Consider the following 23,059-nt stretch of genomic DNA (forward strand, 5'->3'; position numbering starts at 1 on the left):
ACCTGCGGGTACGTGCTCGTCACCACCCGCTGAGGCCGTCGTTGGGGTGGCACCGCGTCGCTACCCGCGACCCTCCCGAGATTGCGCACCCGCCCATGAGCAACCACGTCTGGTCTCGCACCGCAGCGGTCACCACCGCGCTGGTCACCGGCCTTGCCATCGTCCTGGTCGCGCTGCCCGCGGCCACCGCCTCGAACGCCGCGAGCGCCGCCGCCGCACCCGCCGCCGCGGCACCCGCGATCAGCCGGGTCACCGTCGGCGGCCTGGAGGTCGAGAACAGCTTCGTGTCGTCGGTGGGCTGGGTGAAGCCCGGTGACACCTACCCGTCGCGGATCATCCTGCGCAACCCGACCGCGTCCCCCGTGGCAGCCGTCGCGGTCGACGTGGCCGCACCCACCGGCACCACGTTCAGTGCCGCGAGCGCCCCGGCCGGGACCAGCCGGACCCTCGCCGCCGACGAGGTGACGTGGACGGTGCCGGCGGTCCCGGCGGGCGAGACCCGCACGCTGGTCCTGGAGAACGTCGCGGACACGACCACGCAGAACCCCGAGGTCGTCTGGCGCGACATCTCCACCACCGCCGACGTCACGGTCGGCGCGACGACCCAGTCGGCCACCAGCCACGGGCCCAAGGTGATCCCGCCGTCCGACACCTACGACACCGCGCGGTACGGCGACCGGCCGTTCCCGGTCGTCCCGGTGGAGTACCGCGACCGGGCCTACCAGACCGGCCACGACGGCAACTCGCTGGAGTCGGTGATCAACGACCCCGACAACGCAGGCTCGACGTACAACCTCTACCAGGAGATGTCGCTCGGTCAGCTCTTCCCCGAGGGCACCGTCCCGTCGGCCGGCATCGCGAGCAAGGACTTCACCTACGGTCCCGGCTTCGACTTCAGCCAGGTCCAGCTCGGCCAGACCTGCGCCGGTGGCCTGACCCAGACCGGCGGCGTCCCGGCGCCCGGCACGGTCGGCGGCCTGACCTACACCGAGCGGATCACCGACGGCGTCTACAACCTGCCCGGCAACACCGCCTACTACGGCGCGGACGCCAACGGCTCCGCGATCATCGGCTCGCTCGCCGGCGTCGGCGCGCTCCAGAACATCGACTCGGGCTGCGGCTCCGCCGGCAAGCTCGTGTACGACGCCGCCGCGATCGCCGACCCGGAGATCGACTACTCCGACTACGACACGGACAAGGACGGCGTCGTCGACTTCTTCATGGCGGTCTTCGCCGGCTGTGGTGGCAACGGCTCCTCGCAGCTGTCGGTCGCCGGGTGCGACTACACCGGCCTGCCCTACGACAACGTGTGGCCGCACTCCTCGTCGCTGGAGTACTACTACTCCGACCCGGTCACCGGGCTCGCCGGCTACACGACCGACGACCAGCTCAAGGACCTCGAGGGCCGGCCGCTCTGGTACACCGACGACAGCTACGGCGACATGACGACCACCGACACCGGCGACGCGCTCAAGGTGTTCGTCCGGGTCGGCCCCTACAACGTGAACCCCGAGACCGCGATCGACAAGGCGTCGGTGATCTCCCACGAGTACGGCCACTCGCTCGGCCTCCCGGACTTCTACTCCACCGGCAGCCGCGAGACGTACGGCGACTGGAACCTGATGGCCACCGACAAGTCGCAGGACATGGACGCCTTCTCCCGCCAGGAGCTCGGCTGGGTCGTCCCGCAGGTCCTCGACGCGAGCACGACGGTCTCCGGCATCACCGACTCCAAGCAGGACACGGGCGCCATCACCTGGCAGCGCCCGGACGGCACGCCGTACACGCTGACCAACGGTCCGGACGGGACCGTGCACAACTCGGAGATGTTCGTCGCCAAGCTCCCCGGCCGGCAGCTGCTCGACCCGGCGACCTTCGACACCGGCGACACCGCGACCAAGTCACACGCCTGGTGGTCGGGGTCGGGCAACGACTTCGGCTGCGCGCCCACCGGCGGGCACAACCTCGACGTGTCCATCCCCCAGCTGGCCAGCCTGCCGCCCGGCAGCACGGTCAAGCTCTCCTTCAAGTCCGACTGGGACATCGAGTGGGACTTCGACTACGGCTTCGTGCTGACGACCACCGACGGCGGTGACACCTACACCTCGCACGCCTCGGAGAACGGCTACACGTCGTCCAACACCGACCCGCTCGCCGGCAACCCGAACCAGAACACCTGCCAGGCGACGTACGACAACGGCCTCACCGGCACGAGCGGCTCGTACGCCGCTGGCACCGAGGTCACCGATCGCAAGCTGGGCAACACGCCGGCCGGCGTCTTCGTCGAGGACAGCTACGACATCAGCGACCTCGCCGGTGCCGCGAACGGCGCGCTCCGGTTCAGCTACGCCACCGACCCGGGCCTGGCCCGGCCGGGTTGGTTCATCGACGACCTCACGGTCACCGCGACGACCCCGTCCGGCGACCAGGTCCTGCTCGACACCGACCTCGAGTCGGACGGCGGCCCGGATGACCCGCGGATCTTCAACGGCGGGTGCCGCGAGGACCTGTCCACGGCGCAGCAGTGCACCCAGGGCTGGAAGTACCTCCAGGCCGGTGCCGAGTCGCCGCAGGACCACGCCTACTACCTCGAGATGCGCGACCGCTCCGGCTTCGACCTCGACGGCCACGGCCAGATCGACCGCGACCCGATCGGGTGGCAGGCGGGGCTCTACCTGTCCTACACCGACGAGGCGCACGGCTACGGCAACGCCGGCACCGACGACCCGCCGGCGCAGTCCCCGCTCGACTCCACCCCGGAGCCGGGCTCGGCGACGCCCGACCTCAACGACGCGGCGTTCACCGCGGCGGCCGGACGCTCGTCGTACTCCGACGCCTCGACCAGCCCGCACGTCGACAACTACGCCGACCCGTCCACCGCCTCCGGCAACTGGGAGTTCGGCTACGACTGCCTCGGCTTCGACGTGCAGTCGATGACGGGCAACGCCGACGGTCCGGCGACCTCGGACGGCGACCTGACCGGCTCCGTCGCATTCACGATGGGCGACGGCTGCGGTGCCTTCGACTACGGCTACCTCCCGGTGAGCGCCCCGGCCAACACTGCGCCGACCGCCGACGCGACGGCGACTCCCACCGCTCCCACCACGGCCACCGAGGTCACGCTCAACGGGACGGGCAGCACCGACGCGGAGACCCCCGGCAACCTCGACTACACCTGGGACTTCGGTGACGGCGGCGCCGCCAAGGACGCCACCGGCCCGGTCGCGCACCACACCTTCGGCACGGCCGGGACGTACGACGTGAGCCTGTTGGTCACCGACCCGTCCGGCGCGACCGACACCGACACGGTCGCCGTCACGGTCACCAAGGCGGCGACCACGCCGCCGCCGTCGGCCAGGGCGACCACCGTCGGGTGCGCCTCCTCGAAGGTGAAGCGGACCGGCAGCTGGCGCGTGGTCAAGGCGAGGTCGGCCCCGGGCGGCAGCTACTGCGACAACCTCGGCAAGCGGAAGGGCAAGGACACGATGCGGCTCGCCTTCACCGGTCCGAGGCTCGACCTCTTCTTCGGCCACGGCATGAAGGGCGGTCGCGCGGCGGTCGTCGTCGACGGCAAGCGGGTCGGCACCCTGAGCTTCGCGGGCAAGCGCCGCAAGCCGTCGATCTCGTTCCACCGCAGGCTCACCGGGCTCGGCGCCGGCAAGCACACCGTGCGGCTGGTCGTGACGAAGGGACGCGCGTACGTCGACCGCTTCGTGTTCTAGCGACTAGCCACGCGGACCGTGCGTCGACAGCCAGAGCACCGGCCCGCTCAGCTCGCCCGCGTCGTCGAGGTCGCGGATCGCCGCGAGCGCCTTGCCGCTGTAGACCGGCTCCACGCTGAGCCCGATCGCGGTGGCCCGGGCGACCTCGGCGGTCCCGGCCGGCGTGGGGACGCCGTACCCGCCGCCGAGCCAGACCCGCGGCAGGTCGAGGTCCGCTGCCGTCACCGTCGGCACGTCGTGGAGTCCGGCCTTCCTGAGCACCGCCCCGGCACGACCGGCCAGTCGTGCGACGCTCTCCGGGTCGAGGCGGAGCAGGTCGTTGACCACGATGCCGAGGACCTGCGTGCGCAGCCCGGCGAGCCGCAGCCCGAGCGCCAGCCCGGCGGCCGTGCCACCGGACCCGACCGGGACGACGACCACGGCCGGCTCTGGGAGCGCCCGCGCGGCCACCTGGTCGGCAATCTCGAGGGCGACGTCGACGTACGCCAGGGCGCCGACGGGGTGGGAGCCACCGGCGGGGACGTACCAGGGCCGGTAGCGCGCCATCAGGTACGGCGCCGCCAGCCGCAGCCGGACGCTCGACGAGTAGCGGTGCAGCACGGCGCCCGACCGCTCCAACCGACGCAGCTGCTCACGCACGTGGTCGTCGACCGGCTGGTCCACCAGCCCGAGCACCGTTCGCACGCCGTGGTCGCCGCCGTAGAGCGCGCACGCCAGGCCCCAGTGCGTTCCGATGCCGCCGACCGTCAGGATCGTCGAGCTGCCGCGCCGCTGGGCCTCCCCGAGGATCCATTCCAGCTTGCGGACCTTGTTGCCGCCCCATTTGCCGTCGCCGTACGCCGACTCGTCCTTGACCCACACGTCCGTGCGGTACTCGAGGTCGAGGCGGCGGACCGGCGTCGGTGCCGTGCCGAGAGGAACACGGGGCAGGTCGACGAGGTCGGCGAGCCGGGTCACTTCTGGGGGCGCTCCGCCCACCAGGCGAGCAGCGCGGCCGTGGCCGCCTCCTCGCTCTGCGGGCCGTGGTCCATCCGCTGCTCGAGGAGGAACTTGTAGGCCTCGCCCACCTCGCGACCGGCGCCGATCCCGAGGATCTCCATGATCTGGTTGCCGTCCAGGTCGGGTCGGATCGAGGCCAGCTCCTCCTGCTCCGAGAGCCTCTCGATCCGCGCCTCGAGGTCGTCGTAGGTCCGCTGGAGCCGCTCGGCCTTCTTGCGGTTGCGCGTCGTCGAGTCGGCGCGGGTCAGGATGTGCAGGCGCTCGAGCTGGTCGCCGGCGTCGCGCACGTAGCGGCGTACGGCGGAGTCGGTCCACTCGCCCGACCCGTAGCCGTGGAAGCGCAGGTGCAGCTCGACCAGCTCGCTGACCGCGTCGATCTCCTCGTTGGAGAAGCGCAGCGCCTTCATCCGCTTGCGGGTCAGCTTGGCGCCGACCACGTCGTGGTGGTGGAACGTGACGGTGCCGTCGTCGAGGAACCGACGCGTCCGCGGCTTGCCGACGTCGTGCATGAGCGCCGCGAACCGGGACACGAAGTCGGGGCCCCCGCCGGGCAGCCGGTCCTCGAGGTCGATCGCCTGCTCCAGCACGGTCAGCGTGTGCTGGTAGACGTCCTTGTGCCGGTGGTGCTCGTCGCGCTCCAGCGCCAGCGCCGGGAGCTCGGGCAGCACGATCTCGGCGAGCCCGGTCTCGACGAGCAGGGTCAGGCCCAGCCGGGGGTACGGCGCGCACACCAGCTTGACCAGCTCGTCGCGCACCCGCTCGGCGGAGATGATCTCGATCCGTCCGGCCATCGCCCGCATCGCCTCGACGACGGCCGGGTCGACGCTGAAGCCGAGCTGCGCGGCGAAGCGCGCCGCGCGCATCATCCGCAGCGGGTCGTCGGAGAAGGAGTCCTCCGGCCGGCCGGGCGTCCGCAGCACCCGGTGCGCGAGGTCGACCACGCCGCCGTACGGGTCCTCGATCTCGCGGCCCGGCAGCCGCACCGCCATCGCGTTCACCGTGAAGTCGCGGCGGCCGAGGTCGCCGCCGAGCGTGTCGCCGAAGTCGACGTCCGGCTTGCGCGAGGACGGGTCGTAGGCCTCCGAGCGGTACGTCGTGATCTCGACCTGCCACTCGCCCTTGCGGCACCCGATCGTCCCGAACGCGCGGCCCATGTCCCAGATCGCGTCGGCCCAGCCCTTCAGCAGCCGCTCGGTCTGCTCGGGTCGTGCCGAGGTCGTGAAGTCGAGGTCGTTGTGGTGGCGCCCGAGCATCGCGTCGCGCACCGGCCCGCCGACCAGCGCCAGCTCGTGACCGGCCTCCGCGAACCGCCGGCCGAGGTCGTCGATGACCGGGGCGATCCGGTCCAGCTCGGTCGTGACGGAACGCTGGACCTCGGCGATCTGCAGAGGCGGGAGCAGGGCGTCAGGCACGGGAGTTGAGTCTAGGCGCTGCGGGCCCGGGGGCCCGATTCGCACAGGAGCGGCCAGTAGAGTCGGCCCGTGCCACGCCCGTCGCTGTTGTCTGCCCTCGTGGCGACGGCGTTCGCGGCCGTGCTGCTGGCGCCGGTCGGCGCCCCCGCGGCCGAGGCGCACGCCACGGCCCGACATCACGCAGCCGCCGAGGGACCGCTCGCGATCACCATCGACAAGCTGACCCCGTCCGCGCTGCCCAAGACCGGCCCGATCCGGGTGAGCGGATTCGTCACCAACGTGGACGACCAGACCTGGACGGACATCAACCTCTACCCGTTCATCTCCTCGGACCCGATCACCAGCACGGCCGAGCTCGCCGAGGAGGCCGACACCGACCCGGACGCGGACGTCGGCCAGCGGATCACCGAACCCGGTCCCTACCGCACGATCGACGAGCTCGCGCCCGGCGACACCGTGCAGTACTCGTTCTCCGTGCCCCGGCGTCGCATCGAGGCCAGCGCGCCCGGCGTCTACTGGTTCGGCGTGCACGCGCTGGGCACCTCCGACGAGGGTCGGGTGGACGGCGCCGACGGCCGGGCCCGCACGTTCCTGCCGCTCGTGCCGGCCAGCACCACGAAGACCGTCGACACCGCCCTGGTGCTGCCGATCCGCCACGTCGTGCGCCACGACCCGGACGGCCGGATCTCCGACCTGTCCGACTGGACGCGGGCGCTCTCGGACGGCGGGCGCCTCCGCGCGCTCACCGAGCTCGGCATCGCCGCGGGCGACCGCCCGCTGACGTGGCTGGTCGACCCGGCGGTCACCGACGCCGTCAGCGCGATCACCAACGGCAACCCGGCCCGGTCCCTCGCCCCGACCATCGACCCCGACGCACCGGACGACGAGGAGTCCGCGAGCCCGTCCGCCGACCCGTCGGAGGAGCCGAGCGAGGAGCCCGGCGCGTCGGCCGACGACGGCAGCAGCGACGACGAGCCGGAGGATGCCGACCTCGCGGCGGCCACCGTAGCCGGCTCGGAGTGGCTCGACCGGCTGCACACCGGGCTCGAGGGCAGCGAGATCCTCGGCCTGCCGTACGGCGACCTCGACGTCTCCGCCGCGGCCACCCACAGCCCCGCGACGTACGCCGACGCGCGCGACCGCACCGGCAGCGAGCTCGCACCCTGGGGACTGCCGGTCTCCCCCGCCGTCGCCGCACCCTCCGGCTACCTGTCCCCGGCCGCGATCGAGATGACCGAGCCGGGCACCCAGGTCGTCGTCGACGACAAGATGTTCCGCGGCCGAGCCCCGTCCGTGGCGGACGCAGACGGTCACACGCTGGTCGTGGCCTCGTCGGAGGCGGCAACGGGCGGCCCCGGCCCCGACGACCCGATGTCGCTCGTCAACGTCCGGCAGCGGATCGTCAGCGAGGCGGCGCTCCGGCTGCTCAGCCGCGACCAGCCGCCCCTCGTCGTGATGCTGCCGACGGCGTGGGCGCCGTCCTCCAGCGCCGGCTTCTTCGACGGGCTCGACCTCCCCTGGCTGCACCTGACGACGGTCAACGCGATCTCCGCCCAGGGCGGCCGCTCCGTCGACCCCGACCGGCTGGTCTACCCGGAGGCGCAGAGCAACGGGGAGCTGGAGGCCATCGACTTCTCCTCGGCATCGGCCCTGACCCGGGCGGGCGACACGCTCCAGAACCTGCTGACGCTCAACGACCAGGTCGGCGGCGTGGTCAGCGACGAGGCGATGACCGACCTCTCCTACGGCAACCGCCGCCTGCCCGTCGTGAGCCGTACGTCGGCGGCGCGCTCGCGCTTCTGGATCGACCAGCGGCTGGGCGCCGTCGAGGTGACCGCACCGAAGGCGGTCATCCTCTCGAGCGGCAGCGGCCGCTTCTCGGCGACCCTCACGAACACGCTCGACGAGCCGGTCACCGTACGGCTCTCGGCCGTCACCGACCCACTGCTGCGCATCTCGGTGCCCGACGCCGACATACAGATCGGGCCCGGCAGCCGGACCAGCATCCTGCTCAACGCCTCCTCTCGCGCGGCCGGGGTCCGCAACGCCACCCTGCTGCTGACCGACACCGACGGCACCCCCCTCGGGTCGTCGGACTCGCTGCCGATCCGGTCCAACCGGGTGAGCAGCGTGATCTGGCTGATCCTCGGCACCGGCGTGGCCCTGCTCTTCGGCACCATCCTGGTCCGGCTCTTCCGCCGGATCCGTGCCGCGGCCAGGTCGTGATCAGGTCGTGAGCGCGTTCGACGACGAGCGGCCCGAGGACGAGCGCGAGCGCGTCCTCGCCAACAGCGCCGTGATGGCGGTCGGCACCGTCTTCTCCCGCGCCAGCGGCTTCATCCGCTCGGCCCTGCTGGTCGCAGCGCTCGGCGGCTCGCTGCACGCCGACCTGTTCAACATCGCCAACACGATCCCGAACATGCTCTACATCCTGCTGGCGGGCGGCGTGGTCAACGCCGTGCTCGTGCCCCAGCTGGTGCGGACCATGAAGCAGGACCCCGACGGCGGCGACGCCTACGCCAACCGGATCATCACCCTGGCCGGGCTCTTCCTCGGGCTCGTCACCGTGCTGCTCGTCGTCGCCGCACCGTGGGTGATGTCGGTCTTCCTGGACCCGGCGTTCGGACGCGACTGCCTGCGCGACCAGCGCGACTCGATCATCGACTTCGCCCGGCTGTGCCTGCCGCAGGTCTTCTTCTACGGGATGTACGTGCTGATCGGGCAGGTGCTCAACGCCCGCGGCAGGTTCGGCCCGATGATGTGGGCGCCGATCGCCAACAACGCGATCTCCGTCGTCGTGCTGGTGATCTACCTGGTCGTCTTCGGCCCGGCCAGCGGCCTGGAGCTCTTCGGTGCCTTCACCCCCGGGCAGGAGCTGCTCCTCGGGCTGGGTGCGACCGCCGGCATCGCCGCGCAGTTCCTGATCCTGGTGCCCTACCTGCGCGCGACCGGCTTCCACTACCGGCCCCGCTTCGACTTCATCGGCACCGGCCTGGCCCGGACGTTCCAGCTCGGCGTCTGGACGGTCCTCTTCGTGATCGTCAACCAGGTCGCCTACACGGTCGTGGTCCGGCTGGCGTCGAGCGGCACCTCGGCGATCGCCTGCGACGGCGCGAGCGCGGGCAGCGCGACGGGCTACACCGTCTACTCGATGACGTTCCTGATCATCATGGTCCCGCACTCGATCATCACCGTCTCGCTGGCGACCGCGATCCTACCGAGGCTCGCGGCGCGCGCCGCCGACGGCGACCTCGGGGCGATGTCGCGCTCCCTGTCGTCGACGATGCGCAGCGCGCTGGCGCTCGTCATCCCGTTCGCCGCGCTGCTGCCGGTGGTCGCGACCGACTCGGCCCACCTGCTCTGGGGGTACGGCGCGGGGCGTGACGACTACGACCTCTTCGCGCCGCCGCTCGCGCTGTTCGGCATCGGACTGGTCTTCTTCACCATCCACTACCTGGTGCTCCGCGGCTTCTACGCCCTCGAGCGCAACGCGCAGGTCTTCTGGATCCAGTGCGTCGTGGCGGTCGTCAACATCGTCGCCGCCATCGCGCTGGTGCACGGCGTCGACGAGCTCGGCACGGCCTCCGCCCTGGTGCTCGCGTACGCCGCTGCGTACGCCGCCGGCGCGACGCTCTCCTACGCGATGCTCGCCCGGCGGGTCGGCGGCCTGGAGACCGCGACCCTGCTCCGCTTCCTGCTGCGGCTTGCGGTCGCGACCGGGCTGGCCGTCGCGGCGGCGGGCGGCTCGTCGTACCTCCTCCACGAGGTGCTCGACAGCGGCAGCTGGGTCGCGGCCGCGCTGACGCTGGTCGTCGCCGGCCTCGCGGGCGGCCTGGTGCTGGTGGGCACCGCCCGCACGCTCCGGCTCACCGAGCTCACCTCGATCATCGACACACTAGCCCGCCGGCTGCCCCTCCCACGAAGGCACTGACGGCGCCCTACGATGGCCCTGGGCCACCGGAGCGACGGTCAAGTCCCGTGAATCCGACGAGGGGAGCTGAGTGCCGAGCTCGATCCGGCCGGGCGACGTGCTCGCCGACCGGTACCGACTGGTCGACCTGCTCACCGAGAGCGGGGGCGGCCGGTTCTGGCGAGCCCACGACCGGGTCCTCGAGCGCCACGTCGCCCTCCACGTCATCGCCGAGGACGACGAGCGGGCCGCGGCGCTCCTCGAGGCCGCCCGCCGTTCCGCCACCATCCACGACCGGCGGCTGCTGCGGGTGCTGGACGCCGACAAGGCCGACGGCCTCTGCTACGTCATCAACGAGTGGGGCTCGGGCGACTCGCTCGACATCATGCTCGCGTCCGGTCCCCTGGGTCCGCGTCGCGCCGCCTGGCTGGTCTCCGAGGTCGCCGGCGCGGTCGCCGCAGGACACGAGCTCGGCGTCTGCCACGGGCGGCTGATCCCCGAGAACGTCCTCGTCGACAGCACCGGCGCCGTACGCCTGATCGGGTACGCCGTGGACGCGGCCATGCACGGGCTGCCCCCCGGCCGGGTCTCGACCGACGTCGCCGACCTCGGCGGCCTCCTCTACAGCGCCCTGACCGGCAAGTGGCCCGGCGTCTCCTCCTCCGCCCTGGTCGACGCCCCGCTCGAGCAGGGACGCGTGCTGCGGCCGCGGCAGGTCCGCGCCGGCATCCCGCGCCCGCTGGACACCCTGTGCGACGAGGTGGTCAACCCCTACTCCGGGCCGGCCGGCGCCCGGCTCCGCGAGGTCCACGACGTCGCGTCGGCCCAGGGCATCGCCGACTACCTCTCCGTCTTCGTCGGCGACCCGGCCGGGCTGGTCGAGGCCGAGGCCGCCGCCGGGCACCGGGAGGACACCGAGATCGTGGTGCTCCCGGCGATCCCCGACCCGCCCGTGCGGGACGCCGCGCCGGCACCACCGCCGCCTCCTCCGCCGCCCGAGCCGGAACCGGAGCCGGAGCCCGAGCCGGAGCCGGAGCCGGAACCCGTCGAGCTGCCGACCCAGGCCGGGCTCCCGATCTTCGACGACGAGACCGACGACGTGTCCTGGCTGGACGCGCCCGGCGAGGCGGCCCCGCCCCCGCCGCCGTTCGAGGAACCCCCGGAGCGCCCGCTCTTCGCGCCCGCACCGGCGAGCGGCGCACCCGCCCGCACGCCGCGGCCCGGCGCCCGCCCCGCTCCCTCCCCCGAGCCGGCCCCGCCGGTCGCGGCCGCGGCGGTGGCCGGTCGCGGCGGTTTCTGGCCCTGGGACACCGGCACCGGGACGATCCCGGCGACCGACGGGCCGGACGAGGAGGTGCCGGGCCGGAGCTGGCTGCGCCTCGCCGCCGTGATCGCGGTCGCCGTGCTGCTGCTGGTCGCCGTGGTCGTCGCCTACAACCTCGGTCGCGGTCGTACGCCGCTCGGCGCGGTGCCGGACGACAGCGACCCCACCACGCCGGCGGCGACCGGCAAGCCCTCGACCTCCGCGTCCGCCGGACCCATCACCGGCGTCCGCGCGACCGACTTCGACCCCGAGGGCGACCCGCCCGAGGAGTACCCCGAGCTCGCCCCGCTGGCCGTCGACGGCGACCCGGCCACGTCGTGGCACACCATGGACTACAAGCAGAACTTCGGGCCCGGCGGGCTCAAGTCGGGCGTGGGCCTGCTGCTCGACCTCGACTCGGTGCAGGACGTGTCGTCGGTCGACGTCACGGTGGGCGGCGGTGCCACCGGGGTCTCGCTCTACCTCGCCGACACCGCACCCACCTCGGTCGACGGGCTCACCCCGGCGGCGACCGCGACCGTGACCGGCACCCAGCCCATCACGCTGGACCAGCCGGTGCAGGGCCGCTACCTCGTGGTCTGGCTGACCTCGGTGCCCACGGTCGGTTCCGACTTCCGCGGCGAGGTCGCCGAGGTGACGGTGCGCGGATGAGCGCCGTCGACGGGTCCGACGACGGGCCCACCGACGCGGAGCTGCTCGCCGCCCACGTCGCCGGCGACCGGGACGCGTTCGGGTTGCTGTTCGCGCGGCACCGCGACCGGCTCTGGGCGGTCGCGCTGCGCACGACGGGCAACCGCGAGGACGCGGCGGACGGTCTCCAGGACGGCATGGTCGCGGCGTACCGACGTGCGGGCACGTTCCGGGGCGACGCGGCGGTCACCACCTGGCTGCACCGGGTCGTCGTCAACGCGTGCCTCGACCGCCTGCGGGCCGCCAAGGTACGCCGTACCGACGCGCTGCCCGACGACCTGGACGACGGCGACCGCGGATCCCTCCGCTCCGCCACCGACGAGACGACCGACCCCGCCGACCACGCCGCTCGCACGGAGCGACGCACGCTGGTCCTCGACGCGCTCCGGACCCTGCCCGACGAGCAGCGCGCGGCGCTGGTGCTGGTCGACATGGAGGGCTACCCGGTCGCGGAGGCCGCGCAGGTCCTTGACTGCGCCGTCGGGACCGTGAAGTCGCGCTGCTCGCGCGGTCGGGCCCGGCTGGCCGAGCTGCTCGCGCCGCTCCTGGACCCCGCCGAGCGTGACCCGCACGACACGCCCGCACGGAACCCGCTCCCACCGTCGCCCGTCGAACCCACGGACGCACCGCGCGGCCCACCACCCGTCGTGGATCGTTGACCCACGACCCACGACCCACGACCCCCACTCCCACCGCCGAGGAGGTGAACACCTGTGTCCGACCCCGACCTGACCCCCGAGGAGCAGCAGGTACGCCGGCTCCTCGCCGACGCACGCCACGACCAGCCGCTGCCCGACGACGTGGCCGCCCGGCTCGACGGGGTGCTCGCCGACCTCGGCGCGGAGGCGACGGAGACGGGCCCCGTCGTCGACCTGGCGGCCCGCCGGCGACGACATGTCGCCCGCAACGTGCTCGTCGCCGCCGCGGCCGTCGTGGTCGTCGGCGTCGGGATCAGCCGGGTCGACCTCGGCGCTTCGGGCGACGCCGACTCCGGCAGCGCCGATTCGTCCGCGCTCCAGGAGCGCGACGACGCCGGCGGGGAGGCCGCCGCACCCAGCGCCGCGGCTGACGGCCGGGTTCTCCGGCTGACGTCGGAGGACTTCGACAGCAAGCTCGACCGGCTGGGCGCCGGCCCGGAGCTCGCGGCGCTCGCCGAGCGCGCCCAGGACCAGGTCGACGGCGGCCTGAACAGCTACTCCAGCCTCGACGCTCCGGCTGGCTGGTGCAACGACCCCGCGTGGGGGCGGGGGCTGCGCATCGCCGTCCGGTACGACGGGCAGCCCGGCGTCCTGGTGCTCCGACGGCCCTCGGGAGGCTCCCGCGACGCGGACCTCTTCCTCTGCGGCGAGACCACGCCCACCCGCTCGACCACCGTCCCTGCGGGCTGAGTCCCGGTCCGCCCCGGACCCGGGAAGTTTCCTCGCCTACGATCGGTTCTACTGGTCGCAGACCCACTCGTCCCGAGGAGACCCACACTCCATGTCCGACACCGTTCGTGACGTCATCGTCATCGGCTCCGGCCCGTCCGGCTACACCGCCGGGCTCTACACCGCCCGCGCCAACCTGAACCCGCTCGTCTTCGAGGGCTCGGTGACGGCCGGCGGTGCGCTGATGAACACCACCGAGGTCGAGAACTTCCCCGGCTTCCGCGACGGCATCATGGGTCCGGCCCTGATGGACGAGATGCGGGCCCAGGCCGAGCGCTTCGGTGCCGAGCTGGTCGCCGACGACGTCGTCGAGGTCGACCTGACCGGCGACGTGAAGATCGTGAAGACCGCGACCGACACCTACCAGGCCCGCGCCGTGATCCTCGCGATGGGTTCGGGCTACAAGAAGCTCGAGCTGCCGCGCGAGGACGAGCTCTCCGGCCGCGGCGTCTCGTGGTGCGCGACCTGCGACGGCTTCTTCTTCCGCGACCAGCACATCGCCGTGGTCGGCGGCGGCGACTCCGCCATCGAGGAGGCGACCTTCCTCACCCGCTTCGGCTCCAAGGTCTCCCTGATCGTGCGCCGCGACGAGCTGCGCGCCTCGAAGATCATGCAGGAGCGCGCGTTCGCCGACCCGAAGCTCGAGATCATCTGGAACTCCAAGGTCCAGGAGATCAACGGTGCCGACCGTCTCGAGTCGCTGACCCTCGAGGACACCGTCACGGGCGCGACCAGCAACCTGCCCGCGACCGGCCTCTTCATCGCCATCGGCCACGACCCGCGCTCGGAGCTGCTGCCCGGCCAGGTCGACCTCGACGACAACGGCTACGTGCTCGTGGAGCACCCGTCCACGGGGACCAACCTGCCGGGTGTGTTCGCGGCCGGTGACCTGGTCGACCACCACTACCGACAGGCCATCACGGCCGCCGGCACCGGCTGCGCAGCGGCCCTCGACGCCGAGCGTTACCTGGCCGAGCTGGACCACGTCGCGTCCTCACCGCAGGACGCCCAGGACCGCGCGGACGCGGAGCTCGTCGCAGGCGCCTGATCGCTGCGGAGCGGCGGGGAACATCGGGCCCCACCGTGGTGTTGAGTGTGATCAGACCTCTGTGTTCACCTAGAAGGGAATCAATCCGTGGGCAACATCAGTGCCGTGACCGACGCCGAGTTCGAGGCGCAGGTCCTCAAGTCCGACAAGCCGGTCCTCGTGGACTTCTGGGCGGAGTGGTGCGGCCCGTGCCGCCAGGTCGCCCCGATCCTCGACGAGATCGCGACCGCCCACGGTGACAAGGTCACCTTCTTCAAGATGAACGTGGACGAGAACCCGGTCACGCCGTCGTCGTACCGGGTCACCGGCATCCCGACCATCAACGTCTACCAGGGCGGCGAGGTCGTGAAGAGCATCGTCGGCGCCCGCCCCAAGGCGAAGCTGCTCGACGAGCTCTCGGAGTTCATTGCCTGACCCGATCAGCTCTCTCGCGAGGCCCGCGTCGCTTTCGGCGCCGGGCCTCGTGCTGATTTCGGGCGCATCGCGCCGAGGACCCGGCCGAACGCCGACTCGAACTCGTCACGCCAGCTCACGGCGGAGCGCAGCTCCATCCGCATCCGCGGCGCCAAGGGATGCGGTCGGTAGGTCTTGAAGCCGACGCTGCCCAGGAACTCCACCGGCAGCAGGCAGCGTCCGCCGCGGCCGGCCGGGTCGCCGAAGGCCTCGATCGCGCCCGCGTCGCCGCGTTCGATCAGGTCGCGCGCCATCCCCTGCACGAGCATCCGCCCGAGTCCCCCGCCGCGGTACGCCGGCTCGACGTGCACGGTCGTCAGCAGCACCGCGTCGGCCGACACCGGCGCCGTCGGGAAGGCCGCAGCGCCGGGCACGAACGCCTCCGGCGCGTAGACGGCGTACGCCGCCGGGACGTCGTCGACCAGCACCACGCGGCCGCAGGACCCCCATTCCCGCAGGACTTCCGAGACCCAGGCGTCCTTCTCGGGGCAGGCGTCGGCGACCCGGTCGCGGCGTACGGGGTCGAGCTCCCAGAAGAGGCAGGAGCGGCAGGGCGCGTCGAACTGCTCGAGATGATCGAGCGTCAGCCGGACGACCTTGCGCGACATCACACCTCCGACGGATGAAACCCCGAGACCATCGTAGGCACCGGCCTGTCAGGATGGCGGGGTGCGCAAGATCCGACAGAGCCGCAAGCTGCAGAACGTCCGCTACGACGTGCGGGGTCCGATCCTGCTCGAGGCACAGCGCCTGGAGGCCGAGGGCCACCACATCCTGAAGCTGAACATCGGCAACACCGCACCGTTCGGCTTCGACGCCCCCGAGGCGATCGTGGCCGACATCGTGCACCACCTGCCCGACTCCCAGGGCTACAGCGACAGCCAGGGCATCTACCCGGCCCGCACGGCCGTCGCGCAGTACTACCAGGCGCGCGGCCTGCGCGACGTCAACGTCGACGACGTCTTCATCGGCAACGGCGTCTCCGAGCTCATCTCGATGGTGCTCCAGGCCTTCCTCGACGACGGCAACGAGATCCTGATCCCGGCGCCCGACTACCCGCTGTGGACCGGCGCGGTCACCCTCGCCGGTGGTACGGCGGTGCACTACGAGTGCGACGAGGACAACGACTGGAACCCCGACCTCGCCGACATCGAGGCCAAGATCACCGAGAACACGCACGGCCTCGTGATCATCAACCCCAACAACCCCACGGGTGCCGTCTACAGCGCGGAGGTCGTCAAGGGCCTCGTCGACATCGCCCGGCGCCACGACCTGGTCGTCTTCACCGACGAGATCTACGAGAAGATCATCTTCGACGACGCCGTGCACCACCACGCCGCGACGTACGCCGGCAACGACGTGCTCTGCCTGACGTTCAGCGGGCTCTCCAAGGCCTACCGGGTGTGCGGCTACCGGGCCGGCTGGCTGATGATCTCCGGCCCCAAGGAGCTCGCGGAGGACTTCCTCGAGGGCCTGACCCTGATGGCCAACATGCGGATGTGCGCCAACGTGCCGGCCCAGCACGCGATCCAGACCGCGCTCGGCGGCTACCAGTCGATCGAGGAGCTGATCGTCCCCGGTGGGCGCTTCTACGAGCAGAGCAAGACCGCCAGCCGGCTGCTGAACGAGATCCCCGGCGTCAGCAACGTGGAGCCGCAGGGCTCGCTCTACTGCTTCCCGCGGCTCGACCCCGAGGTCTACCCGATCGAGGACGACGAGGCGTTCGTCATCGAGCTGCTGCGCGCCAAGAAGATCCTGGTGACGCACGGGACCGGCTTCAACTGGCCCCGTCCCGACCACTTCCGGTTGGTGACCCTTCCCGACCTGCACGTCCTCGAGGAGGCGATCGGCCGGATCGCCGACTTCCTCGAGACCCGCCGCTGAGCCGAGGAGCGTCATGCGCGACATCACCTACCCCCCGATCATCGTCGCCGCGAAGACCTCGTTCCGGTTGCTCGGCCAGCGCTTCCAGATGTCGGGGACCGAGCACGTCCCGACCTCGGGCGGCGTGCTGCTCGCGTGCAACCACATCGGCTACGTCGACTTCATCTACGGCGGCCTCGCGGCCAACCCGTCGGGCCGGCTGGTCCGGTTCATGGCCAAGCGCGAGCTGTTCGACCACAAGCTGGTCGGGCCGCTGATGCGTTCGCTGCACCACATCGAGGTCGACCGCGGCGCCGGGGAGGCGTCCTTCCGGACCGCCGTCGACTTCCTGCGCCAGGGTGAGGCGGTCGGCATCTTCCCCGAAGCCACCATCTCCCGGTCCATGGAGCTCAAGGAGTTCAAGACTGGTGCTGTCCGTATTGCGGCCGAGGCCGGGGTCCCGCTCGTCCCGGTGACGATGTGGGGCACCCAGCGGATGATGACCAAGGACCACCCGCGCGACTTCTCCCGCGGCAAGACGATCTCGATCAGCGTCGGTGCCCCGCTGCACCCCACGGGCGCGGACCCGGTCGCCGAGACCGCCGCGCTGCGCGCCGCCATGACCGAGCTGCTGGACCGCACCATCCGCGACTACCCCGCCGACGAGCAGCCGCCCGGCTCCTGGTGGCTGCCCGCGTCGTACGGCGGGAGCGCGCCGACGCCCGAGGAGGCACTGCGCCTCGACGAGGAGGAGCGGCGCCGACGAGCCGAGCGAAAGGCCAACAAGTCGACAAAGTGACTTGTTGGCTTATTGCTTCAGTGACTTATGGCTGAAGCGGTTCGTCGCTAGATCGGGCGGTCGGCACGGTTGCGCGGATCCATGATGTCGACGATGCGCTGCAGGTCGTCGATCGAGCCGAACTCCACGGTGATCTTGCCCTTGCTGCGCCCGAGGTCGACCTTCACCCGGGTCTCGAACCGGTCGGAGAGCCGCTCGGCGAGGTCCACGAGCCCGGGCGCCACCGGCTTCTTGCGCACCACCCGCGGGGTCGCCTGGTCGACGTCGCGCATGGCGACGATCTCCTCGAGGGCACGGACGCTGATGCCCTCGGCGATCACCCGAGCCGCGAGCCGGTCCTGGACCTCGGGGTCCTCGATGGCCAGCAGCGAGCGGGCGTGCCCGGCTGACAGCACGCCGGCGGCGACCCGGCGCTGCACGGCCGGGGTCAGCTTGAGCAGACGGAGGGTGTTGCTGATCTGCGGCCGGGAGCGACCGATCCGGCTGGCCAGCTCCTCGTGCGTGCAGCCGAAGTCGTCGAGCATCTGCGCGTAGGCAGCTGCCTCCTCGAGGGGGTTCAGCTGCGAACGGTGCAGGTTCTCCAGGAGCGCATCCCGGAGCATGTCGACGTCGTCGGTCTCCCGGACGATGGCCGGCACCAGCTCCAGGCCGGCCTCCTGGGAGGCCCGCCAGCGCCGCTCCCCCATCACGAGCTCGTACTCCTCCGGCGCGAGCCGTCGTACGACGACGGGCTGGAGCACCCCGATCTCCTTGATCGAGTGCACCAGCTCGGCCATCGCCTCCTCGTCGAAGACCTGCCGCGGCTGCACCCGGTTGGGCTGGATCTGCCCGACCGGGATCTCCGCGAAGTAGGCGCCCGCAACGGGCGCCAGGCCGGCCACGTCGAGCTGCCCGCGGTCCTCGGCCTCCGAGCTGGTGGCGTCGGCGCCGGGCTCGTCGGCCGGTGGACCCGTCGGGATCAGCGAACCCAGGCCGCGGCCCAGTCCTCGACGCTGCGGAGGACGGTTCGCACTCATCTGCTGGCTCCCTGGATGGCGATCTCACGTGCGGCCTCGAGGTAGGAGAGCGCACCCGGCGAACCCGGATCGTAGGTCATCACGGTCTGCCCGTAGGACGGGGCCTCCGAGACGCGGACGGACCGCGGGATGCTGGTCTTGAGCACCTGGTCGCCGAAGTGCTCGCGCACCTCCTCGGCGACGCCCGACGCGAGGCGGGTGCGGGCGTCGTACATCGTGACCAGGATCGTCGACACCTCGAGCCCCTGGTTGAGGTGCGCGCGCACCATCTCGACCGTCTCGAGCAGCTGACCGAGCCCCTCGAGCGCGTAGTACTCGGCCTGGATCGGGATCAGCATCTCGTCCCCGGCCACCAGGGCGTTGAGGGTGAGCAGGCCCAGGGACGGCGGGCAGTCGATGAGGACGTAGTCGAACCGGTCCTCGCCGGCCTCGTCCGCGGTGCCCACCCAGGGGTGACCGTGCACGGCCTTGCGCAGTCGGCTCTCACGGGCGACCACCGACACGAGCTCGATCTCGGCGCCGGCGAGGTCGATGGTGGCCGGCACGGCCCAGAGGTTGTCGACCTCGGGGGACTGGGTCATCACGTCGATGAGCGGCTCGCCGTCGACGAGGGCGTCGTACGTCGAGGGCACACCCCGGCGGTGCTCGACACCGAGGGCGGTGGAGGCGTTCCCCTGCGGATCCAGGTCGATCACCAGGACGCGCTGGCCCAGCTGAGCCAGGGCGGCGGCGACGTTCACGGTCGAGGTCGTCTTGCCGACCCCACCCTTCTGGTTCGCCACCACGAAGATCCGGGTCTTGCTGGGACGCGTCAGAGGGGGCCGCATCCGGGCGCCCTGGCGGGCCAGCACGATGTGCTCGGCGGCCCGGGCCAGGGGCGTCGCGTGGTCGTCGTCGAAGGTCGGTGCCGCGACCGCGATGTCCTCCGCGGTCCGGACCCGGAACGGCTGACCGGGGGCGTCGGTGCCGGTTTCACGTGAAACATCGGCGTGCGGCGAAACCTGGTCACCCTGTGGAGAACTGGGTGAGGACTGTGGATAATCCCGCTCACCAAGGGTCCCCGACCCGGTGGAAAACTCTGCTCTCGTGGAGTCCTGGGCCCCGGGATCGGCGCTCTCCGTCACGACTTCCGCCTCCGCTTTCCTGTCGACCGACCGCGACCAGCGGTGCCTCGCGCAGCCGGACTCGACGCAAGCGGCCAAGATACCCGGCCCGGGTCCGACCAGGCCACCCGGACGGCCACCGTGGGCGACACCGGCCAGTCCTCACCCAGTACGTGCACCTCCGGCTCGGCGCAGCCCCACCGCTGCAGGTCGGCGCGGGCGCCCTCGATCTCGTCCCCAATCGAGCTGCCCTTCATCGCCACCAGCGCACCGGTCGGTGCCACCAGGGGCATCGACCAGTCGAGCAGCCGGCCCAGGGGGGCGACCGCCCGCGACGTCACCACGTCGAACGTCCGCACACCGTGCAGGGCATCAGCCCGAGCGCGATGCACCTCGACGTTGCTCAGCTGCAGAGCGCCTACGGCCTCCTCCAGGAAGGTGGTGCGCCGCAGCAGCGGTTCGACGAGGGTGATCGTCAGGTCCGGCCGTGCGATCGCCAGCACCAGGCCGGGCAGGCCGGCGCCCGAACCGATGTCGCAGACGCTCGCACCGTCCGGCAGCAGCTCACCGAGGAGCGCGCAGTTCACCAGGTGCCGGTCCCACAGGCGCGGGGCCTCGCGCGGCCCGATCAGGCCGCGCACCACCCCGTCGCTCGCGAGGAGCTCGGCGTACCGCTCCGCGACGGGCAGACGGTCGGACGGAAACGCCCTCCGCGCCACCTCGGGCGTGGAGGGCGTTTCACGTGAAACGTCGGGGTCCATCGTCAGCCCGGCAGCACCACGACGAACCGGCGGGGCTCGGCGCCCTCCGACTCCGACGTCAGGCCGGCGGCGGCAACGGCGTCATGGACGACCTTGCGCTCGAACGGCGTCATCGCCGAGAGCGACAGCGGCTCCCCGGACTCGCGGACCTTGGCGACCGACTCGTCGGCGATCCGGATCAGCTCCTCGCGCTTGCGCGCCCGGAAGCCCGAGATGTCCAGCATCAGCCGGGTCCGCTCACCGGTCTCGCGGTAGACGGCCAGCCGCGTCAGCTCCTGCAGCGCCTCGAGCACCTCGCCGTTGTCGCCCACGAGCTGCGACAGCTCGGCACCGACGATCGACACGGCGGCGCGGTCGCCGTCGACGTCCATGTCCAGGTCACCGTCCAGGTCGGCGATGTCGAGCAGCTCCTCCAGGTAGTCGGCGGCGATGTCGCCCTCCTGCTCGAGCTCCTCCAGGCGGGACGTCCGGGTCTTCGTCGTCCCGTCGCCCTCCACCTGGTCGACCTGCTCGGGGCCGGTCTCGGTCGTCTCGTCGGTCTCGTCACTCATCGGTGCCTCCTTCGGGCTTCGGCTTCGGGGCGGGTCGCTGACCCGGGCTCTGCTTGCGCTGCGCCTTCGACTGCTTCTTCGGCTGCTGCCGGGTCGGCGGGCGCTTCACGTCCTCGACGACGGGCTCGACCACGGTCTCCACGGGCTTGCCGTGCTTCGCGGCCTTCGCCCGGTCACGCTCCGCCTTGGCCGTGGCGGCCGCGGTGCCGGGAGCGGGGTTGTTGCGGATGACGTAGAACTGCTGGCCCATCGTCCACAGGTTCGACGTCGTCCAGTAGAAGAGGACGCCGATCGGGAACGCGATGCCACCGACCGCGAAGACGACGGGGAGCACGTAGAGCAGCAGCTTCTGCTGCTGCGCGTACGGCCCACTCAGGGCGTCGGCCGGCATGTTCTTGCTCATCAGCTGGCGCTGCGTGGTGAACGTCGTCGCGGTCATTGCGACCACCAGCACGGCCGCGAGAATCTGCACCGACAGCAGGCCGTCGGACTTCAGGAACGTCGCCGTGATCGGGATCGTGCCGAACAGCTTCGCGTTGCCGAAGCTCTCGGCCATGTCCTTGGTCAGGAAGGCGATGCCGTCGCCCTGCGCCGCGTGGTGATCGAGCAACCGGAACAGAGCCAGGAAGATCGGCATCTGGATCAGGATCGGCAGGCACGAGGCGAACGGGTTGGTCCCGCTGTCCTTGTAGAGCTTCATCGTCTCCTGGGCGAGACGCTCCCGGTCGTGGCCGTACTTCTTCTGCAGCTCCTTGACCTTGGGCTGGATCAGCTGCATGTTCCGGCTGGACTTGATCTGCTTCACGAACAACGGGATCAGCAGCGCCCGGACGGTCAGGGTGAGGCCGATGATCGCCAGCACCCACGTTCCACCGCCGTCGGGGTCGAGACCCAGGGTGGTGAGCATCCAGTGCCACGCCACCAGGACCGCCGAGATCGCGTAGTACAGCGGCGTCATGATGAGGTGGCCGAGATCGCCTATGGCTCCCACGAATCAGGCTCCTTGCTGGGATGAGTGCGGTGCAACTTCATGGCGGGGCGGGACCGGGTCGTACCCACCGGCGGCCCAAGGATGACAGCGACCCAAGCGACGCACCGCCAACCAGGTGCCCCGGAGGCTCCCGTGGGTCGTCACCGACTCGAGCGCGTACGCCGAGCAGGACGGGTGGTAGCGGCACACCTGGCCGTAGAGCGGGCTGATCAGCAGCCGATAGGTCCGCAGGAACCCGATCAACAGCCACCGCAGCGGGTCGTACCTCACGCGGTCACCTCCGGCTGGACCCGAGCAAGACAACGGCTCAGGTCGGCCGCGAGTTCCCGCGCCGGCGCACCGGCTGAGGCCGGCAGCGCACGGACCACGAGCACAGCAGAGCCCGGGAGCGACGAGACGTGCTCCCGGGCGAGGTGTCGGAGTCGACGTTTCACGCGGTTGCGGACCACGGCATTGCCCACCGCCTTGCTGACCACGAAGCCGATCCGGGGACCGGAGCCGTCGAGCGCGGGGTCCACCTCGACGAGGTGGACCACCACGGTCCGGCTTCCGGCCCGCCGACCGCTGCGCACGGTCTGCCGGAAGGAAGCGCCGTCAGTGAGACGGTTCTCCGACGGCAGCACGTGCCGGCCTGGGGAGGCGGGACGCGGCCGTCAGACCGCGAGGCTCTTGCGGCCCTTGCGGCGGCGCGAGGACAGGATCGAACGACCCGCGCGGGTGCGCATCCGCAGGCGGAAGCCGTGCACCTTGTGACGGCGGCGGTTGTTCGGCTGGTACGTACGCTTGCTCACGAGGTTCTCTCCGTAGTGGTTCAGGGCAGCCACACCGGGCCGGGACGGTCGGTACCGATCACCGACCTCGAGGAGGTCGGATCGCCTTTCGGCTGGCACCGCCCACCCACGACGACGATCCGGTCGGATCAGCTGCTCTTCGTGGACATGCGGCACCGGTCGACACCGGGTGACCGAGCAACGGTACGCGCTGGCATTC

General features: G+C 71.6%; 21 protein-coding genes. 10 read left to right on the top strand and 11 right to left on the bottom strand.

Annotation, left to right across the window (positions count from 1 at the left end; all coding sequences use genetic code 11):
- The first annotated feature begins 95 nt into the window (after positions 1-95).
- Complete coding sequence (locus ACFPYL_RS00905; protein WP_379149417.1) at positions 96-3,722, top strand: PKD domain-containing protein; 3,627 nt, start codon at positions 96-98, stop codon at positions 3,720-3,722.
- 3 nt (positions 3,723-3,725) lie between these two features.
- On the opposite strand, the gene ACFPYL_RS00910 is transcribed toward ACFPYL_RS00905, so the two are convergent.
- Together ACFPYL_RS00910 and ACFPYL_RS00915 are read right to left on the bottom strand one after the other, a co-directional pair.
- On the bottom strand, positions 3,726-4,679 hold the full coding sequence (locus ACFPYL_RS00910; RefSeq protein ID WP_379149419.1) for a pyridoxal-phosphate dependent enzyme: 954 nt from the start codon (positions 4,677-4,679) through the stop codon (positions 3,726-3,728).
- Positions 4,676-6,133, bottom strand: a complete 1,458-nt coding sequence (locus ACFPYL_RS00915; protein WP_379149421.1) for a CCA tRNA nucleotidyltransferase — start codon at positions 6,131-6,133, stop codon at positions 4,676-4,678. Before ACFPYL_RS00915 ends, ACFPYL_RS00910 begins: the two co-directional genes overlap by 4 nt.
- Before the next feature lie 69 nt (positions 6,134-6,202).
- Here ACFPYL_RS00915 and ACFPYL_RS00920 point away from each other — a divergent pair, with 69 nt between their 5' ends.
- The 7 genes from ACFPYL_RS00920 (at position 6,203) to trxA (ending at position 14,946) form a co-directional block, all read left to right on the top strand.
- A complete protein-coding gene (locus ACFPYL_RS00920; protein WP_379149423.1) occupies positions 6,203-8,359 on the top strand; it encodes a DUF6049 family protein in 2,157 nt (718 codons plus the stop codon).
- A 7-nt stretch (positions 8,360-8,366) separates the two neighbouring features.
- On the top strand, positions 8,367-10,064 hold the full coding sequence (murJ, locus tag ACFPYL_RS00925; RefSeq protein WP_379149425.1) for a murein biosynthesis integral membrane protein MurJ: 1,698 nt from the start codon (positions 8,367-8,369) through the stop codon (positions 10,062-10,064).
- Between the two features lie 70 nt (positions 10,065-10,134).
- Positions 10,135-12,018 (top strand): protein kinase family protein, encoded by a 1,884-nt coding sequence (locus ACFPYL_RS00930; RefSeq protein ID WP_379149427.1) that lies wholly within the window; start codon positions 10,135-10,137, stop codon positions 12,016-12,018.
- Positions 12,015-12,716 (top strand): RNA polymerase sigma factor SigM, encoded by a 702-nt coding sequence (gene sigM, locus ACFPYL_RS00935; protein WP_379149429.1) that lies wholly within the window; start codon positions 12,015-12,017, stop codon positions 12,714-12,716. The genes ACFPYL_RS00930 and sigM overlap by 4 nt, the downstream gene beginning before the upstream one ends.
- Positions 12,717-12,770: 54 nt before the next feature.
- On the top strand, positions 12,771-13,445 hold the full coding sequence (locus ACFPYL_RS00940) for a hypothetical protein (protein ID WP_379149431.1): 675 nt from the start codon (positions 12,771-12,773) through the stop codon (positions 13,443-13,445).
- 91 nt (positions 13,446-13,536) lie between these two features.
- A complete protein-coding gene (gene trxB / locus ACFPYL_RS00945) occupies positions 13,537-14,532 on the top strand; it encodes a thioredoxin-disulfide reductase (protein ID WP_379149433.1) in 996 nt (331 codons plus the stop codon).
- Between the two features lie 87 nt (positions 14,533-14,619).
- Positions 14,620-14,946: a thioredoxin gene (trxA, locus tag ACFPYL_RS00950; RefSeq protein WP_345521479.1), complete on the top strand. Its 327-nt coding sequence runs from the start codon at positions 14,620-14,622 to the stop codon at positions 14,944-14,946.
- A 5-nt stretch (positions 14,947-14,951) separates the two neighbouring features.
- Here the strand turns inward: trxA and ACFPYL_RS00955 are convergent, their stop codons facing one another.
- Positions 14,952-15,593 carry a GNAT family N-acetyltransferase gene (locus ACFPYL_RS00955; RefSeq protein ID WP_379149436.1) on the bottom strand — a complete coding sequence of 214 codons (642 nt, stop codon included), beginning with the start codon at positions 15,591-15,593 and terminating at the stop codon, positions 14,952-14,954.
- A gap of 61 nt (positions 15,594-15,654) precedes the next feature.
- Here ACFPYL_RS00955 and ACFPYL_RS00960 point away from each other — a divergent pair, with 61 nt between their 5' ends.
- Together ACFPYL_RS00960 and ACFPYL_RS00965 are read left to right on the top strand one after the other, a co-directional pair.
- On the top strand, positions 15,655-16,869 hold the full coding sequence (locus ACFPYL_RS00960; protein WP_379149438.1) for a pyridoxal phosphate-dependent aminotransferase: 1,215 nt from the start codon (positions 15,655-15,657) through the stop codon (positions 16,867-16,869).
- A 13-nt stretch (positions 16,870-16,882) separates the two neighbouring features.
- Positions 16,883-17,647 carry a lysophospholipid acyltransferase family protein gene (locus ACFPYL_RS00965; RefSeq protein ID WP_379149440.1) on the top strand — a complete coding sequence of 255 codons (765 nt, stop codon included), beginning with the start codon at positions 16,883-16,885 and terminating at the stop codon, positions 17,645-17,647.
- A 47-nt stretch (positions 17,648-17,694) separates the two neighbouring features.
- Here the strand turns inward: ACFPYL_RS00965 and ACFPYL_RS00970 are convergent, their stop codons facing one another.
- From ACFPYL_RS00970 to rpmH, 8 genes are all read right to left on the bottom strand, one after another.
- Positions 17,695-18,663 carry a ParB/RepB/Spo0J family partition protein gene (locus ACFPYL_RS00970; RefSeq protein WP_379149442.1) on the bottom strand — a complete coding sequence of 323 codons (969 nt, stop codon included), beginning with the start codon at positions 18,661-18,663 and terminating at the stop codon, positions 17,695-17,697.
- Positions 18,660-19,490 carry a ParA family protein gene (locus ACFPYL_RS00975; protein WP_379149444.1) on the bottom strand — a complete coding sequence of 277 codons (831 nt, stop codon included), beginning with the start codon at positions 19,488-19,490 and terminating at the stop codon, positions 18,660-18,662. Before ACFPYL_RS00975 ends, ACFPYL_RS00970 begins: the two co-directional genes overlap by 4 nt.
- A gap of 293 nt (positions 19,491-19,783) precedes the next feature.
- Entirely contained in the window at positions 19,784-20,527 is a 744-nt protein-coding gene (gene rsmG / locus ACFPYL_RS00980; protein WP_379149446.1) for a 16S rRNA (guanine(527)-N(7))-methyltransferase RsmG, read from the bottom strand.
- A gap of 2 nt (positions 20,528-20,529) precedes the next feature.
- Positions 20,530-21,078: a Jag family protein gene (locus ACFPYL_RS00985; protein WP_379149448.1), complete on the bottom strand. Its 549-nt coding sequence runs from the start codon at positions 21,076-21,078 to the stop codon at positions 20,530-20,532.
- Positions 21,071-22,036 carry a membrane protein insertase YidC gene (yidC, locus tag ACFPYL_RS00990; RefSeq protein ID WP_379150142.1) on the bottom strand — a complete coding sequence of 322 codons (966 nt, stop codon included), beginning with the start codon at positions 22,034-22,036 and terminating at the stop codon, positions 21,071-21,073. Before yidC ends, ACFPYL_RS00985 begins: the two co-directional genes overlap by 8 nt.
- 36 nt (positions 22,037-22,072) lie before the next feature.
- The gene (yidD, locus tag ACFPYL_RS00995) at positions 22,073-22,339 is read right to left on the bottom strand and encodes a membrane protein insertion efficiency factor YidD (protein WP_379149450.1); all 267 of its coding nucleotides are present in this window, start codon (positions 22,337-22,339) and stop codon (positions 22,073-22,075) included.
- Positions 22,336-22,692, bottom strand: a complete 357-nt coding sequence (gene rnpA / locus ACFPYL_RS01000) for a ribonuclease P protein component (RefSeq protein WP_379149452.1) — start codon at positions 22,690-22,692, stop codon at positions 22,336-22,338. Before rnpA ends, yidD begins: the two co-directional genes overlap by 4 nt.
- A 30-nt stretch (positions 22,693-22,722) precedes the next feature.
- Positions 22,723-22,860: a 50S ribosomal protein L34 gene (rpmH, locus tag ACFPYL_RS01005; protein WP_056156542.1), complete on the bottom strand. Its 138-nt coding sequence runs from the start codon at positions 22,858-22,860 to the stop codon at positions 22,723-22,725.
- Between the last annotated feature and the right edge of the window lie 199 nt (positions 22,861-23,059).

This window comes from Nocardioides hankookensis (genome assembly GCF_042658885.1).
In the GTDB taxonomy this organism is placed as follows: Bacteria; Actinomycetota; Actinomycetes; order Propionibacteriales; family Nocardioidaceae; genus Nocardioides; species Nocardioides hankookensis.